Origin of the sequence: Mesorhizobium sp. CO1-1-7, assembly GCF_020164885.1 — a bacterium.
Taxonomy (GTDB): Bacteria; Pseudomonadota; Alphaproteobacteria; order Rhizobiales; family Rhizobiaceae; genus Mesorhizobium; species Mesorhizobium australicum.
In genome coordinates this window covers 189,473-204,651 of sequence record NZ_JAIUHA010000003.1, presented here as the reverse complement: position 1 = coordinate 204,651, position 15,179 = coordinate 189,473, and the positions used below count along the sequence as shown (strand labels likewise).

The window sequence follows — 15,179 nt, the reverse complement described above, 5'->3', positions numbered from 1 at the left end:
CATGTCAGACGCTCCCAAGACTTCCGGCATGACACGGCTGAGGAACTATTTCCTCACGGGCTTCATCGTCTGCGCGCCGCTGGCGATCACCGCCTATATCGCCTGGTCGTTCATCGGCTGGGTCGATTCCTGGGTGAAACCGTATATTCCGGCGCGCTACAGCCCCGACACCTATCTGCCGTTTCCGGTTCCAGGGTTCGGGCTCATCGTTGCGCTCATCCTGATCACGCTGATCGGTTTTCTGACCGCCAACATTGTCGGCCGCGCCATAGTCGGCTTTGGCGAGCGCTTGCTTGGCCGCATGCCGCTGGTGCGCGGCATATACGGCTCGCTGAAGCAGATTTTTGAGACCGTGCTGTCGAACAAGGGCGACATGTTCCGCCAGGTTGGGCTGGTCGAATATCCACGCAAGGGCGTGTGGTCGCTGGTGTTCGTCGCCAGCGAAAAGGAAACCGAGATCAACCAGAAGCTCGACCAGGAAGGTGATCCGCTGATTGCCGTGTTCATGCCGTGCACGCCGAACCCGACGACCGGTTTCCTGATGTATGTGCTGAAGTCGGACATCGTGCCGCTCGACATGACGATCGAGGACGGCGCCAAGCTGATCGTATCAGCCGGGTTGGTGGCTCCCGAGGTGAAGACGAAACTGGTGACGCTGAACGGCGAGCCGATCAACGGAACCCTGGCCAATCCGCCGCTAGGGCCTCACCCGGCGCGCAGGAGCCGCACGGCCTCGTCGCGGCCGAACAAGTAGAGCAGGAGCCGCAGCGCCTCGCCGCGGTCCGATTGCAGTTCTGGGTCGCGCGACAGGATCAGCCTGGCGTCGTCACGGGCGGCCTCCAGTAGGTCGGCATGCACCTCGATGCGCGCCACCTGGAAACCCGGCGTGCCGGACTGGCGGGTGCCCAGCAGTTCGCCTTCGCCGCGCAATTTCAGGTCCTCCTCGGCGATCAGGAAACCGTCCTCGGTCTCGCGCATCACCGACAGCCGGCGTTTTGCGGTCTCGCCAAGCGGATCCTTGTACAGCAGCACGCAGGACGAGGGCTTGTCGCCGCGTCCGACCCGGCCGCGCAGCTGGTGCAACTGAGCGAGGCCGAAGCGTTCGGCATGCTCGATGACCATGATCGTGGCGTCAGGAACGTCGACGCCGACCTCGATCACCGTGGTGGCGATCAGGATGCGCGTCTCGCCTTGCTTGAAGGCGCGCATCGCCTGGTCCTTCTCGACACCCTTCATGCGGCCGTGGACAAGGCCGATGCGATCGCCGAACAGCGGCTTCAGCGAGGCAAAGCGATCCTCGGCCGACATCAGTTTTATTTCTTCGGATTCCTCGACCAGCGGGCAAATCCAGTAGATCTTCTGGCCATCCGCGACGGCATCGAGCATGCGGCCGACCAGCTCGTCGAGCCGCTCCAGCGGCAGCGTGACGGTGCGGATCGGCTGGCGGCCGGCGGGTTTTTCCGTCAGCTTCGACACGTCCATGTCGCCGAAGGCGGTCAGTACCAGCGTGCGCGGGATGGGGGTCGCGGTCATGACCAGCATGTCGGGCGCGTCGCCCTTGGCGGTGATGGCAAGCCGCTGGTGGACGCCGAAGCGATGCTGCTCATCGATGACGGCCAGGACCAGGTCGTGGAAGCTGACCGTTTCCTGAAACAGCGCATGGGTGCCGACGACGATGTCGATCTCGCCGCTGGCAAGACCCGCCAGCGTTTCGGCTCGCTCGCGACCCTTTTCACGGCCGGTCAGGATGGCGATGCGCAAGCCGACCTTGGCGGCAAGCGGGGTGATCGTCGCCAGATGCTGGCGCGCGAGGATTTCGGTCGGCGCCATCAGCGCCGCCTGGCCGCCGGCCTCGACAGCGCGTGCCATGGCAAGCAGCGCCACCACCGTCTTGCCCGAGCCGACGTCACCTTGCAGCAGCCGCAGCATGCGCTCCGGATCGGCGAGATCAGCGTTGATTTCGGCGAGCGCGAATTCCTGCGAGGGCGTAAGCGAATAGGGAAGGGCTGTACGCAGCTTCTCGACGATGCGCCCATCGCCGACGAGAGGGCGGCCTGACAGGCGCCGCACCTTTGCCCGCACCAGGGCCAGCGAGACCTGGCCGGCGAGCAATTCATCATAGGCGAGCCGGCGCCATGCAGCCCCTTCGACCGCGACATCGATCGGATCAGCGGGATAATGGATGCGGGTCAGCGCGTCGCCGAAGGACGCAAAGCTCTGGCGGCGCATGAAGGCATCATCCTGCCATTCCGGCAGCTCCGGCAGGCGGCCGAGCGCCTGGCCGATCGCCCGGCGCAGCACCTTGCCCGAGAGGCCGGCGGTCAGCGGATAGACCGGTTCGACCAGCGGCAAGTTTTCCGCTTCGCTGGCGAGCGCGATATGGTCGGGGTGGACCATGGTCGGGCGGCCGTTGAACCATTCCATCCGGCCTGACACCACGACATGCTCGCCCACAGGCATTGCCTTTTCGAGATAGGCGGCATGGGCATGGAAGAAGGTCAGGCCGATTTCGCCCGTGTCGTCATGGGCGTATACCCGGTAGGGCACCGACCTGTTGCCGCGCGGTGGCGGCTGGTGACGGTCTATGCGCAGCTCAAGCGTGACGATGGCGCCTTCGGCCGCGAGTGCGATGCCCGGCCGGTTTCGGCGGTCGATGACGGTGTGCGGCAGCACGAACAGGAGGTCGCCGGCGCGTGCGGCGCGGTCGCCGAGATCGGCGGCAACGACCTTCTCGATCAGCGCGCCAACCTTCGGCCCGACGCCGGCAAGCGAGGTGATCGGGACAAACAGGGGATCGAGGATGGAAGGACGCATGATGTCAGCTTATGTCGCGACGGCCGCAGCGCAAGGCTGACAGCGCCCACTATCCACGCTATATGCGCCGCTTGAAGCGAGGATGCGGCACAATGACCGGAACGAAACGATCAAGCGAGGGGCTGGACGCCCATCGCCGCAAGCTGTTGTTCCGTTCCTGGCATCGCGGCATGCGCGAGATGGACCTCATCCTCGGCACCTTCGCCGATGCCGAGATCGGCACCTTGACCACCGAGGAAATCGACCAATATGAGAGGCTCCTCGATATTGCCGACACGGAATTCCTGCCGCTGGTTACGGGCGAACGCCCGGTGCCGGCGGAGATCGACTGTGCCGTCCTGCAAAAAATCCTGGCGTCCCGCCGGACCATGACTTTCTGAACACAAGCAATTCCAGGAAAAGTGCGCAGCGGTTTTCCCATGGGAATTGCGACAAACAAGACCGTGATTTGATGGCTCTCATTCCCACCATTGGTTTGCCGAAGGGCCGCGCCGGCCAGTTCATCGTCGACGGTGTCGCGGACGGCTACGAGGCTTTCGCGCTGGTGCAGACGGCGCTCGAGATCGCGCCCGACAAGCCGGTGCTGTTCGTGGCCCGCGACGGCCAGCGCCTGCCTTCGATCATCGAGGCGCTGTCCTTCGTCGCGCCGGGCCTGCCTGTGCTAGAACTGCCTGCCTGGGACTGCCTGCCATACGACCGTGTCTCGCCCGGTTCGGATGCCGCCGCCAAGCGCCTCGATGCGCTGACCGCCATGATCGCACTGGCGAAGAAACCGCACCGTGCCGTAATTCTCACCACCGCCAATGCGCTGCTGCAGCGCATTCCGCCCGCGGAGCTTGTCGAGGCCCAAACCTTCCACGCCAGGCCCGGCAACCAGATCGACATGAATGCGCTGATCGCGCGGCTGGAGACGTCGGGATTCGAGCGGGTGCCGACCGTGCGCGGCATCGGCGAATTCGCGGTGCGCGGCGGCATTCTCGACCTCTTTGCGCCCGGCTGGAGCGAGGCGCTGAGGCTTGATTTCTTCGGCGACACGCTGGAATCGATCCGCGTCTTCGATGCCGCCACGCAGCGCACCACCGGCCAGCGCAAGTCGATGGCGCTTCAGGCGATGAGCGAGGTGGCGCTGACGCCCGAAACCATCAGCCGCTTCCGCCGCTCTTATATCGAGGCTTTCGGCGCGCCCCAGCGTGACGACGGCCTCTATGCGGCGGTCAGCGAGGGCCGGCGCTTCGCGGGCATGGAGCATTGGCTGCCGTTCTTCTACGAGCGACTGGAGACGGTGTTCGATTACCTGCACGACGCACCCGTGGTTTTCGACCATCTGGCACATGAGGCGCTGGCCGAGCGCCATACGCTGATCCTCGATCACTACGAGGCGCGCAAAAAGCAGGCTGACGCGGCGCTCAAGGATGCGGTCCCCTACAAGCCGGTGGCGCCGGATCTGCTCTATCTCTCGCCGGAGAATTTGAAGGCTTCGCTTGGCGAGCGCGAAGACATCGACTTTAGCGTGTTCGACGCGCCGGACCTGGGGAGCAAGAAAGTCTTCCACGCCGGCTCGCGCCATGGCCGCAGCTTCGTCGAGGAGCGAGCCGATCCGAACGTCAATGTCTTCGATGTCGTCGTCCGGCACATAGCCGACGAGCGCGCGGCGCGCCGCCGCGTCATTATCGCTGGCTGGACCGAGGGCTCGCTCGACCGCCTTGGCCAGATCCTGGCCGAGCACCATCTCGGCAATCTTAAGCAGGTCGAGACGCTGGCGGAGGCCGAACAGCTCGAGCCCGGACAGGCCGCATTGGCGGTTTTGCCACTGGAATCCGGCTTCGAGACTGAAAAGCTGGTTGTCGTCGCCGAACAGGACATTCTGGGCGACCGGCTGATCCGGCGTTCGAAGCGCAAGAAGCGCGCGTCCGACTTCATTGCCGAAGCCTCGGCCTTGTCGGCCGGCGATATTGTCGTCCATGCCGACCATGGCATTGGTCGTTTCATCGGCCTGCGCACCATTGAGGCGGTTGGCGCGCCGCATGACTGCCTGGAAATCCACTATGCCGGCGACGACCGGCTGTTCCTGCCGGTGGAAAACATCGAGCTGCTGTCGCGCTATGGCTCCGACACGGCCGAAGCGACGCTGGACAAGCTGGGCGGCGGCGCCTGGCAGTCGCGCAAGGCGAAGCTGAAGCGGCGCCTGCTCGACATGGCCGGACAACTGATCCGCATCGCCGCCGAGCGGCAGATGCGGGCCGCACCGGCCCTGGTGCCGGCCGAAGGCCTCTATGACGAGTTCGCCGCCCGGTTCCCTTACGAGGAAACCGACGACCAGCAGACGGCCATCGACTCGGTACGTGACGATCTCGGCGCGGGCAGGCCGATGGACCGGCTGATCTGCGGCGATGTCGGCTTCGGCAAGACCGAAGTGGCGCTGCGCGCCGCCTTTATCGCGGCGATGGAAGGGTTTCAGGTCGCGGTGGTGGTGCCGACGACCCTGTTGTCGCGTCAGCATTTCAAGACATTCTCGCAGCGTTTCTCAGGGCTTCCCATCCGTGTCGCCCAGGCGTCACGGCTGGTGGGCTCAAAGGAATTAGCGGAGACCAAGAAGGGCATTGCCGAAGGGCAGGTCGATATCGTTATCGGCACCCATGCGCTGCTGGGCTCCGCGATTTCGTTCAAGAATCTCGGCCTGCTGATCATCGACGAGGAGCAGCATTTTGGCGTCAAGCATAAGGAACGGCTGAAGGACCTGAAGACCGACGTCCATGTTCTGACCCTGTCGGCGACGCCGATCCCGCGCACGCTGCAACTGGCGCTGACGGGCGTGCGCGAACTGTCGCTGATCGCCACGCCACCGGTCGACCGCATGGCGGTGCGCACCTTCATCTCGCCCTTCGACCCGCTGGTCATTCGCGAGACGTTGTTGCGCGAGCGCTACCGAGGGGGCCATTCCTTCTATGTCGTTCCGCGTATCAGCGATCTGGCGGAAATCCATGATTTCCTGAAGGAATCTGTTCCTGAGCTGAAGGTAGCGGTGGCGCATGGGCAGATGCCACCGGGCGAACTCGACGACATCATGAACGCGTTCTACGACGGCCAGTACGATGTGCTTTTGTCGACGACCATCGTCGAATCCGGACTCGACATCCCGACCGCAAACACGCTGATCATCCACCGCGCCGACATGTTCGGCCTGTCGCAGCTCTATCAGTTGCGCGGCCGCGTCGGGCGCTCGAAGGTGCGCGCCTATGCGCTGTTCACCCTGCCGGCCAACCGCAAGCTCACCGACACTGCCGAGCGCCGTCTGAAGGTACTGCAGTCGCTCGACACGCTCGGCGCCGGTTTCCAGCTCGCCAGCCATGACCTGGATATCAGGGGCGCCGGCAACCTGCTGGGGGAGGAACAGTCCGGGCACATCAAGGAGGTCGGTTTCGAGCTCTACCAGCAGATGCTGGAGGAAGCGGTCGCCGAGGTGAAGGATTCCGGCGAGGTGCAGGATGGCGGATGGTCGCCGCAGATCGCCGTCGGCACGGCGGTGATGATCCCGGAAGGCTACGTGCCGGACCTACAGCTCAGGCTGGCGCTTTACCGCCGTCTCGGCGATCTCGAAAACACCGAGGAGATCGACGCCTTCGGCGCCGAACTGATCGACCGTTTCGGCCCGTTGCCGGAGGAAGTGAAACATCTCCTCAAGATCGTCTTCATCAAGGCGCTGTGCCGCAAGGCCAATGTCGAGAAGCTCGATGCCGGGCCGAAGGGTATCGTCATCCATTTCCGCAAGCGCGAGTTCTCGAACCCGGTCGGGCTGGTCAAGTATATTGGCGAGCAGGGTTCGCTGGCCAAGATCAGGGCCGACCATAGCGTGGTCTTCATCCGCGACTGGCCGACGGCGGAGAAGCGTCTGGCGGGCTCGGCCGTGGTCATGACGCAGCTGGCGCGACTGGTGGAGAAGGCAGCCTGATCTCGCCTTTCGGGCCGTCCAGGGCGCGTCAGCCATTCGCCAGCACCGAAATTCCGGTCTAGAATAGGAAATCGGCTTCGTGTATGGAGCCGCCACCCCAGTTTGGGGCGGGAAATGGCGGGCGAGGGTGTCCGCTGGAAAGAGCGTTTGGGTGCAACGATGATGAAATGGTCGCCGAATTCGTGGAGAGCAAAGCCGATCAAGCAAGTTCCCGCCTATCCGGACCTTGCCGCGCTGAAGAACACGGAAGCCCAACTCGCCACCTTCCCGCCGCTGGTCTTTGCCGGCGAGGCGCGCAAGCTGAAGAAGCAGTTGGCGGCGGTTGCCGCCGGCGAAGCCTTCCTGCTCCAGGGTGGTGATTGCGCGGAGAGTTTTGCCGAGCATGGCGCCGACAACATACGCGACTTCTTCCGCGTCTTCCTGCAGATGTCCGTGGTGCTGACCTTCGCCGGTGCGCAGCCCGTGGTGAAGGTTGGCCGTGTCGCCGGCCAGTTCGCCAAGCCGCGCTCGTCCGACAACGAGACCAAGGGCGAGGTGACGCTGCCGAGCTATCGCGGCGACATCATCAACGGCATCGAGTTCGACCAGAAGTCGCGCATTCCCGATCCCGCCCGCCAGGAAATGGCCTACCGCCAGTCGGCGGCCACGCTCAACCTCCTGCGTGCCTTCGCGCAGGGCGGTTATGCCAGCCTGGAGAATGTGCATCGCTGGATGCTCGGCTTCGTCTCCGACAGCCCGCAGGGCGAGAAATACGAGTCGCTTGCCAACCGCATCACCGAGACGATGGATTTCATGCGCGCGGTCGGCATTACGTCCGAAACCAATTTCGCGCTGCGCGAAACCGACTTCTACACCAGCCACGAGGCCCTGCTGCTCGGCTACGAGGAGGCGCTGACCCGTGTCGATTCGACCTCGGGCGACTGGTACGCCACGTCGGGTCACATGATCTGGATCGGCGACCGCACGCGTCAACCCGACCACGCCCATGTCGAATATTGCCGCGGCATCAAGAACCCGCTCGGCCTGAAATGCGGTCCGTCGCTGACGCCGGACGGCCTCCTGGAACTGATCGACCTGCTGAACCCCGAGAACGAGCCGGGCCGGCTGACGCTGATCGCCCGCTTCGGTTCGGACAAGGTTGCCGACCATCTGCCGAAGCTGGTGCGCGCTGTGCAGAAGGAGGGCCGCAGCGTGGTCTGGTCGTCGGATCCGATGCATGGCAACACGATCGAGGCGGCCGGCTACAAGACACGGCCCTTCGACCGCATCCTGAAGGAGGTGCAGACCTTCTTCGAGGTGCACCGCGCCGAAGGAACGCATCCGGGCGGCATCCATGTTGAGATGACCGGCAAGAACGTCACCGAATGCACCGGTGGCGCCCGTGCCATCACCGCCGAGGAGTTGCAGGACCGCTATCACACCCATTGCGATCCGCGTCTCAACGCCGACCAGGCGATCGAACTGGCCTTCCTGGTCTCGGACCTGTTGAAGAAGAGCCATCCGGTGCAGCACAAGCAGGTCGCGAACGGCTGATCTCGGCCAATTGGAACCGATAAAGGAAAGGCGCCTGGGAAACCGGCGCCTTTTTTATTGCAACTTCGGTTTGTGCTTCCGACCGTGTCGGCGCAACCGGCAAAAGCGAAAGCCTCAGTCTTTCTTGTAAAGCAGCCAGCTTTTGCCGGCGCGCCCTGCCATGGCTGAATGCCTGGTGACGCGGTTGCGCCCGCTGACCTTGGAGCGGTAGAGCGCCCGATCCGCCTTGGTGTAGAGGTCTTCGGGGCCTTCGGCCTCTGATGCCATGCAGATGCCCATCGATACCGTCACGGTGCCGTAATTCATGCCGGTCTGGCTGCTGGTGAACGGCGTCTGCTCGATCAGGGCGCGAATGCGTTCCGCGATCTCGTAGGTTGCGTCCTCGCTGGCGCCCTCGATGATCAGCGCGAACTCCTCGCCGCCGGTTCGGGCGACGAACATGTCGCCGCGGATGCTGGTCTGCAAAATCTCGGCGATGATCTGGATGATCTTGTCGCCGACAGGATGGCCATAGCGGTCATTAATGTCCTTGAACCGGTCGATGTCGACAAGGACAAGGGCATTGAACAGAATACCCTTGTTGCTGTTGTAGATCCTGGTGATTTCCTTGTCGAAAGCGCGACGATTCCAGATCTGGGTCAACGGATCCGTATCGGCCAGCCGCTTGTATTCCTCGAGCTTCGACTTGACGCTCTCAAGCTCCGCCGTCTTGTCGCTGAGCGTCGAGGCGACCTGCCGGCCGTGGTCGATCGTCGAATTGGTTGCGATCGTCATTGCGTTGGCGATCTTTTGCAGAAGATCCTGGGAGAGAAGGCTGCGGTTGCTCAGGCCACTGGATGTCTCGTCGAGGATCCTGCCGTATTTTTCGATATGGCTGCGCTCGCTGCGCAGAAGCGACGCGACCTCCTCAAGCTCCTTGGCGATGACGTCCCGGGCATGCTCGATGATGCCGGGGCCATGATTATGGGCAAAGAAAGCGCGCCCGATCTGATCCAGCTCATCCTGCGTCGGCCGGCTGCTCAGCGACAGGACGGCAAGACCGAGCTCGCGGTTGGTGCCGCTCAGGGCCTCATAGAAGATCTCGTAGTTGCGCGGCAGGCCGAGCACGCCAAGCTGGCGCATGGTGGCCACGACGGTGCTTGCGATCTCAGTGTTTCGTTCGGTCAGGGTGGCCGCCGGCTGCATGGTTGTTCGCTCTTCCCTTGGGAACGCGCCTGAACTTGGCGCATATCCATCATCGCTGACGCGGGGACGCCACCCATTCGAAGCCGACACACGAAAAGGCGCGTCCCCACACGCGACCTTCGATGGAGATCACCATAGATGCAGTAGCGCTAAAGTTTCCTTAATCGGCAGAACTCACGCCTTTTCGCTACATCAGGCTGCATGCGTCCAACCAGACTATCAACCTCCAGGCAGCGCTGATTGGCGGCGTTGCATGCAAATTCGCGTACCGATCTGGCTGAGCGAAACTGAACTTCGGATTTTCCACAACAACAGATGTCGCAATTGCTTACGCATGACGGCCGCAAAGCTGGAATGCTGGTGCCTTCGTCAGACTACAGTTTAGGGGAGAAACCCAGTGCGGGAGAGTCACCAGGGATCATGCCTGTGCGGAGCGGTCCGCTTCCGGACAAGTGGGGCACTGCGTGGCGTCGTCTACTGCCATTGTTCGCAATGCCGCAAACAGAGCGGGCATTTCTATGCCGCGACCAATGTTGCCGATACCGACATCGTGATCGAAGGCACGGAAAGCATCACCTGGTATGAAGCGTCCGGCTTCGCCAGGCGCGGCTTTTGCAAGACATGCGGGTCGCTGCTGTTCTGGAAGGCAATGGACCAAGACCATATCTCGGTCATGGCGGGATCGTTCGACAAGCCGACAGCGCTCGAGGGCGAATGTCATATCTTCGTCGGCGACAAGGGCGACTATTATTCGATCGACGATGGGCTGCCGCAGTTTGAAAAGTCGACACCGGCCATACCGGTAGCCGAATGAAATTTGGACGATCCGCCTTATTCCATTGATCGGGGCATTGCTTTATCCCGGGCCGGTGATTCCGAGAGGGGCCTTGGCATGCAGCGGCTGATCGATGCTTTTATCAATTCGGTGCGGGCATTTCGCAAGCTTGCGGTTAGCGAGAAGGCTTTCCAGCAGGAACTGATGCTGCTGGTGCTGGCCTTGCCCGCTGGCTGGTTCGTTTCGGTGTCGTGGCGCGGTTACGCGCTGCTGATCGGCGCGGTGCTCCTCTTGATCATGGTCGAAGTGCTGAACACGGGCATCGAGGCGGCGTGCGACGCAATTTCTCGTGAATTCCATATCGATATCCAGCTCGCCAAGGATTGCGGCTCGCTGGCGGTGCTGATTTCTGTGGTGATTGCCGGTGGCGTCTGGGGCATCGCTCTCATCGAGCGCATAACGGGGGTGCCGATCTGAAGCTTTGATGCCTATATGACGGTCACCAAAGGAGACCTTCATGGCAGAGGTCACGAATTCATCGCTTCTCGAACGCCTGGGCCTGCCGGACGACCTGCGCTGGCTGGCCGACAAATATCCCCGCGAAAACTGGCAGGCTCACGCCAACATTCACGGCATGGCCAATATGTGGCTGCAGCGGCACGACATGTTCCGCGAACTCGGCGGCATGCTCACCGGCGGTATTGGCAACTATCGCGAGGGCAGACTGACGGCCCCCGATTTCGCGCGCTGGTTCGCGCCGCGCCTCAACCATTTTCTCGGGCATCTCGACGGCCACCACAATGTCGAGGATTACCAGTATTTCCCGGCCTTCACCAAGGCGGAGCCCCGTCTGAAGCGCGGTTTCGAGATTCTCGATGCCGACCACCACACCATCCATGTAGGATTGGAGCGCAACGCCGAGGCGGCGAACGCGTTCATCCGTACACTTCAGGAGAGTGAGGACAAGCAGCGCTTCGCCGCCGATGCCTATGCCGACGAAAACAACCGTCTGATCGCGATGCTGAACCGGCATCTGGCCGATGAGGAGGACCTGATCATCCCGCTCATCCTCGATCGGGGGGACCAGGCGCTCGGCATCAACTAACGGTCAAAACTCCTTGTCGCGCTCCCGCTTGGCGACATGGCGGGCGACAAACCAGGCAAGCACGGCCACGGCAAGGCCGATGCCGAGCCCGACGAACAGCCGCTCGTGCCGCATCAGCGCCTGGCCAATCAACTGTTCGGCTCCCAACCCGAAGACATAGCCGATCGTGCTGAACAGGACCGCCCAGATGACCGAGGAAATGGCGTTGAGGATGACGAAGCGCGGCGCCGCTATGGTCGAAAGGCCGGCCGCGATGCCGCCGACCAGGCGCATGCCGTAGACATAGCGGTTCGACAGCACGAAGATGTTGGGATGGGTGTTGAGCAGGCGGTAGGCGCGGCGAAAGCCAGGCCGCCGGCGCAGCCTGACGACATGGCGATTATCGGCGAAACTTCTGCCGAGGATGAAGAAAAAGGTGTCGCCAGCGAAGGCGCCCAGCGCTGCCGCGACGAAGGCATGCCACAGCACGAAAACATGCTGGTGGGCGAAAAAACCTCCCAGGATAGCGGCACTTTCGCCTTCGGCCACGCAGCCGAGAAAAACCGCCAGCAACCCGTATTGCTCGATGAAATGGTGGATCGCTTCGGTCATGAGGCCGACTGCTGTGACAGTCTTTCGTCGATCCGCTTGACCAGTTCGGCCAGCCGCACGATTTCGTCGCGCATGCCGATGATCTGGCTGTGGCGCAGTTCGTCCAGCTTCTCATGCAGCGCCATGATCTCGATCTCGGCCTTCAGATTGACCTCGTAATCATGGGCGGCATCGATGCGGTCGCGTTCGGTCTGGCGGTTCTGCGCCATCATGATCACCGGCGCCTGCAATGCGGCGACCATCGACAGGACGAGGTTGAGGAAGATGAAGGGGTAGGGGTCGAATGCATCGCGCGACAACAGCCAGACATTGGCTGATGTCCACACGATCAGGAAGGCGATGAAGGTCAGGATGAACGACCAGGAGCCGCCGATGCGGGCGATCGTATCGGCAAGGCGGTCGCCAAAAGTCTGGTGGAAAGCGACGGCCTTGTTGGTGTCCCTGGTGATGGTGGTACGCTCGATGGTGCTTTGCAGCACGCGGTTTTCCAACTGGCTCAGCCCATCCGGCTTCCGCTTCAGCCAACGGTTCGCCAGGTCGTCGATGGTCTTGTTCATGGCCGTCTCCAAGCGCTTTGCTGCGCTAAAGCGCGTCGCGTCGAAGCGGATTGAGGCGACGCGCTTTAGGTTTTTGCTTTTATGCATGTCGTCTTCCCAAAACCGAGGTCACTTTTGGGCGACATGCATTAGAGGTAGAGGCTGCCGGCCGGGGCGGGAAGTGCTAGATTGAGGCGAACCGAGGGGGACCGATGGCCGACTTCAAGAAAATTCGGGCTCGCGCGGCAAATCGCAAGGGCGGTGAGGCGGAACTGACCTCGCTGTTGGGTCCGATACCCGACAATGCCGCCGTCGCCGACATTGCCGACGCCCGCATCCTTTCGACCATGGCCGAGCGCGTCTTTGCCGCCGGTTTCGTCTGGCGCGTCATCGAGCAGAAATGGCCCGGTTTCGAGGAAGCGTTCCTGCGCTTCGAGCCGAAACGGCTTTTGTTCCAACCCGACGATTTCTGGCACGATCTGGCCTCGGACCAGCGCATCGTGCGCAATCCGCAGAAGATCAGGTCCGTTCGCGACAACGCCGCCTTCGTCGAGCGCGTGTCCCGGGAACATGGCGGCTTCGGCAATTTTCTCGCCGAATGGCCCGCCGATGACCAGGTCGGGCTGATGGCCTATCTCGGCAAGCATGGCAGCCGGCTCGGCGGCAACACCGGCCAGTATTTTTTGCGCTGGCTGGGCTGGGATGCTTTCGTCATTTCGGCCGACATGGCGGCAGCCCTTCGCGACGCGGGCCTCGACATCGCGGACAACCCGACATCGAAGAAGGACCTCGACAAGATCCAGGTCCAGATCAACCGATGGGCCGACGAGACAGGGCTGCCGCGCCGGCATCTCTCGCGCATCCTGGCCATGTCGATCGGCGAAAACCACTCTCCGCAATCGCTGCGCGCGTATATGGGCGACGATTGACGGGCTGAATTGGTCCAAACGAACGTCATTGCGAGGTGAATTCCGCCGCGCTAAGTCAGCAGCATGACCAAGAAGCTCGACATACTGCGTATCGCCATCGCCCAGCTCAACCCGACTGTCGGCGACGTCGCCGGCAACCTCGCCAAGGCGCGCGAGGCGAGGGCGGATGCCGCCCGCCAGGGCGCCGATCTCGTGCTCTATACCGAGCTTTTCCTCGCCGGCTATCCGCCGGAGGATCTGGTGCTCAAGCCGGCCTTCCTCAAGGCATGCGAGCGGGCAGCACAGGATTTTGCCGCGGACACCGCCGATGGCGGTCCCGGCGTCATCATCGGCACGCCGCTGAAGCGCAAGAGCGGCACGCATAATTCCATCGTCTTCGCCGATGGCGGCAAGATCATCGCCGAACGCTACAAGCTCGACCTGCCCAATTACGGCGAATTCGACGAGAAGCGCGTCTTCCAGGCCGGGCCCGAGATCCAGGGACCGGTCAACTTCCGCGGCGTGCGCATCGGCATACCGATCTGCGAGGACATCTGGGGCGACGTCGCGGTCTGCGAGACGCTGGCCGAAAGCGGCGCGGAAATCCTGCTGGTGCCGAACGGGTCGCCCTATTATCGCGCCAAGATCGACGTTCGCCACCAGGTCGTGATCAAGCAAGTCATCGAATGCGGCCTGCCGATGATCTATGCCAACCAGCTCGGCGGCCAGGACGAGCTGATCTTCGACGGCGCCTCCTTCGCTATCGGGGCGGACAAGACGCTCGCCTTCCAGATGAGTCAGTTCGAGGATGCGGTGGACGTCACCACCTGGAAACGTACCGATGATGGCTGGGTCTGTTCGGAAGGACCGATGTCGAAAATCCCGGACAAGGAGGAGGCCGACTACCGCGCCTGCATGCTCGGCCTGCGCGATTACGTCAACAAAAACGGCTTCAAGAATGTGGTGCTTGGCCTTTCCGGCGGCATCGATTCCGCGATCTGTGCCGCATTGGCCGTCGATGCGCTGGGCGAGGAACGGCTGCGTGCCGTCATGATGCCTTATCGCTACACTTCGAAGGATTCCCTCAAGGACGCCGAGGACTGCGCCCGCGCCCTCGGCTGCCGCTATGACATCGTGCCGATCTTCGAGCCCGTCGAAGGCTTTTTGCATGCGCTGACGCAATTGTTCGAAGGCACCAAGGAAGGCATCACCGAGGAGAATTTGCAGAGCCGCGCGCGCGGCACCATCCTGATGGCAATCTCCAACAAATTCGGCTCGATGGTCGTCACTACGGGCAACAAGAGCGAGATGTCGGTCGGCTACGCCACCCTCTACGGCGACATGAATGGCGGCTTCAATCCGATCAAGGACCTTTACAAGATGCAGGTCTACGCGCTCTCGCGCTGGCGCAACAGCCATGTGCCGCCGGGTGCGCTCGGGCCTTCGGGCGAGGTGATCCCGAAGAACATCATCGACAAGGCGCCATCGGCCGAATTGCGCGACAACCAGACCGACCAGGATTCGCTGCCGCCCTATCCGGTGCTGGACGACATCCTCGAATGCCTGGTCGAGAACGAGATGGGCGTCGACGACATCGTCTCGCGCGGCCATGACCGGGCGACGGTGGCGCGCATCGAACACCTGCTCTACATCGCCGAGTACAAGCGCAGGCAGGCGGCACCGGGTGTGAAGATCACCAGGAAGAATTTTGGCCGCGACCGCCGCTATCCCATCACCAATCGTTTCAGGGATCGTGGCTGAAGCGCAGTTCGTCTGCTGGACG

General features: G+C 62.6%; 13 protein-coding genes. 9 read left to right on the top strand and 4 right to left on the bottom strand.

The window, feature by feature from the left end; genetic code table 11:
- Nucleotide 1: 1 nt before the first annotated feature.
- Nucleotides 2–754 carry a DUF502 domain-containing protein gene (locus tag LB516_RS07590; protein WP_031240956.1) on the top strand — a complete coding sequence of 251 codons (753 nt, stop codon included), beginning with the start codon at nucleotides 2–4 and terminating at the stop codon, nucleotides 752–754.
- On the opposite strand, the gene recG is transcribed toward LB516_RS07590, so the two are convergent.
- The gene (gene recG, locus LB516_RS07585) at nucleotides 706–2,814 is read right to left on the bottom strand and encodes an ATP-dependent DNA helicase RecG (protein ID WP_224719258.1); all 2,109 of its coding nucleotides are present in this window, start codon (nucleotides 2,812–2,814) and stop codon (nucleotides 706–708) included. The genes LB516_RS07590 and recG overlap by 49 nt on opposite strands.
- A 92-nt stretch (nucleotides 2,815–2,906) precedes the next feature.
- On the opposite strand from recG, the gene LB516_RS07580 reads away from it, so the two are divergent.
- The 3 genes from LB516_RS07580 to LB516_RS07570 all read left to right on the top strand — a co-directional run bounded on the left by LB516_RS07580 (nucleotide 2,907) and on the right by LB516_RS07570 (nucleotide 8,296).
- On the top strand, nucleotides 2,907–3,194 hold the full coding sequence (locus LB516_RS07580; RefSeq protein WP_140616224.1) for a succinate dehydrogenase assembly factor 2: 288 nt from the start codon (nucleotides 2,907–2,909) through the stop codon (nucleotides 3,192–3,194).
- Nucleotides 3,195–3,265: 71 nt separating this feature from the next.
- Nucleotides 3,266–6,763 carry a transcription-repair coupling factor gene (mfd, locus tag LB516_RS07575; RefSeq protein ID WP_140716792.1) on the top strand — a complete coding sequence of 1,166 codons (3,498 nt, stop codon included), beginning with the start codon at nucleotides 3,266–3,268 and terminating at the stop codon, nucleotides 6,761–6,763.
- A gap of 159 nt (nucleotides 6,764–6,922) precedes the next feature.
- Nucleotides 6,923–8,296, top strand: a complete 1,374-nt coding sequence (locus LB516_RS07570; RefSeq protein ID WP_224719257.1) for a class II 3-deoxy-7-phosphoheptulonate synthase — start codon at nucleotides 6,923–6,925, stop codon at nucleotides 8,294–8,296.
- 114 nt (nucleotides 8,297–8,410) lie between these two features.
- On the opposite strand, the gene LB516_RS07565 is transcribed toward LB516_RS07570, so the two are convergent.
- Nucleotides 8,411–9,481, bottom strand: coding sequence for a GGDEF domain-containing protein (locus tag LB516_RS07565; RefSeq protein WP_224719256.1), 1,071 nt, complete (start codon nucleotides 9,479–9,481; stop codon nucleotides 8,411–8,413).
- A gap of 397 nt (nucleotides 9,482–9,878) precedes the next feature.
- On the opposite strand from LB516_RS07565, the gene LB516_RS07560 reads away from it, so the two are divergent.
- The 3 genes from LB516_RS07560 (at nucleotide 9,879) to LB516_RS07550 (ending at nucleotide 11,361) form a co-directional block, all read left to right on the top strand.
- Nucleotides 9,879–10,295: a GFA family protein gene (locus tag LB516_RS07560; RefSeq protein WP_015317647.1), complete on the top strand. Its 417-nt coding sequence runs from the start codon at nucleotides 9,879–9,881 to the stop codon at nucleotides 10,293–10,295.
- A 78-nt stretch (nucleotides 10,296–10,373) separates the two neighbouring features.
- On the top strand, nucleotides 10,374–10,733 hold the full coding sequence (locus tag LB516_RS07555; protein ID WP_015317648.1) for a diacylglycerol kinase: 360 nt from the start codon (nucleotides 10,374–10,376) through the stop codon (nucleotides 10,731–10,733).
- 40 nt (nucleotides 10,734–10,773) lie between these two features.
- Entirely contained in the window at nucleotides 10,774–11,361 is a 588-nt protein-coding gene (locus LB516_RS07550; RefSeq protein WP_224719255.1) for a hemerythrin domain-containing protein, read from the top strand.
- A 3-nt stretch (nucleotides 11,362–11,364) separates the two neighbouring features.
- Here the strand turns inward: LB516_RS07550 and LB516_RS07545 are convergent, their stop codons facing one another.
- Nucleotides 11,365–11,952, bottom strand: a complete 588-nt coding sequence (locus LB516_RS07545) for a DedA family protein (protein ID WP_224584803.1) — start codon at nucleotides 11,950–11,952, stop codon at nucleotides 11,365–11,367.
- Complete coding sequence (locus LB516_RS07540; protein ID WP_015317651.1) at nucleotides 11,949–12,509, bottom strand: DUF1003 domain-containing protein; 561 nt, start codon at nucleotides 12,507–12,509, stop codon at nucleotides 11,949–11,951. Before LB516_RS07540 ends, LB516_RS07545 begins: the two co-directional genes overlap by 4 nt.
- A gap of 191 nt (nucleotides 12,510–12,700) precedes the next feature.
- Here LB516_RS07540 and LB516_RS07535 point away from each other — a divergent pair, with 191 nt between their 5' ends.
- Both LB516_RS07535 and LB516_RS07530 read left to right on the top strand, forming a co-directional pair.
- Entirely contained in the window at nucleotides 12,701–13,417 is a 717-nt protein-coding gene (locus LB516_RS07535) for a DNA-3-methyladenine glycosylase I (protein ID WP_140616242.1), read from the top strand.
- Nucleotides 13,418–13,480: 63 nt separating this feature from the next.
- Nucleotides 13,481–15,157, top strand: a complete 1,677-nt coding sequence (locus LB516_RS07530; protein ID WP_224682560.1) for an NAD+ synthase — start codon at nucleotides 13,481–13,483, stop codon at nucleotides 15,155–15,157.
- Nucleotides 15,158–15,179 lie beyond the last annotated feature (22 nt).

What these genes read in the sequence shown, in the direction of transcription:
- LB516_RS07590 (WP_031240956.1), top strand. Translation starts at nt 2, where the DNA reads ATGTCAGACGCTCCCAAGACTTCCGGCATGACACGGCTGAGGAACTAT.
- recG (WP_224719258.1), bottom strand. Translation starts at nt 2,814, where the DNA reads ATGCGTCCTTCCATCCTCGATCCCCTGTTTGTCCCGATCACCTCGCTT.
- LB516_RS07580 (WP_140616224.1), top strand. Translation starts at nt 2,907, where the DNA reads ATGACCGGAACGAAACGATCAAGCGAGGGGCTGGACGCCCATCGCCGC.
- mfd (WP_140716792.1), top strand. Translation starts at nt 3,266, where the DNA reads ATGGCTCTCATTCCCACCATTGGTTTGCCGAAGGGCCGCGCCGGCCAG.
- LB516_RS07570 (WP_224719257.1), top strand. Translation starts at nt 6,923, where the DNA reads ATGATGAAATGGTCGCCGAATTCGTGGAGAGCAAAGCCGATCAAGCAA.
- LB516_RS07565 (WP_224719256.1), bottom strand. Translation starts at nt 9,481, where the DNA reads ATGCAGCCGGCGGCCACCCTGACCGAACGAAACACTGAGATCGCAAGC.
- LB516_RS07555 (WP_015317648.1), top strand. Translation starts at nt 10,374, where the DNA reads ATGCAGCGGCTGATCGATGCTTTTATCAATTCGGTGCGGGCATTTCGC.
- LB516_RS07550 (WP_224719255.1), top strand. Translation starts at nt 10,774, where the DNA reads ATGGCAGAGGTCACGAATTCATCGCTTCTCGAACGCCTGGGCCTGCCG.
- LB516_RS07545 (WP_224584803.1), bottom strand. Translation starts at nt 11,952, where the DNA reads ATGACCGAAGCGATCCACCATTTCATCGAGCAATACGGGTTGCTGGCG.
- LB516_RS07540 (WP_015317651.1), bottom strand. Translation starts at nt 12,509, where the DNA reads ATGAACAAGACCATCGACGACCTGGCGAACCGTTGGCTGAAGCGGAAG.
- LB516_RS07535 (WP_140616242.1), top strand. Translation starts at nt 12,701, where the DNA reads ATGGCCGACTTCAAGAAAATTCGGGCTCGCGCGGCAAATCGCAAGGGC.
- LB516_RS07530 (WP_224682560.1), top strand. Translation starts at nt 13,481, where the DNA reads ATGACCAAGAAGCTCGACATACTGCGTATCGCCATCGCCCAGCTCAAC.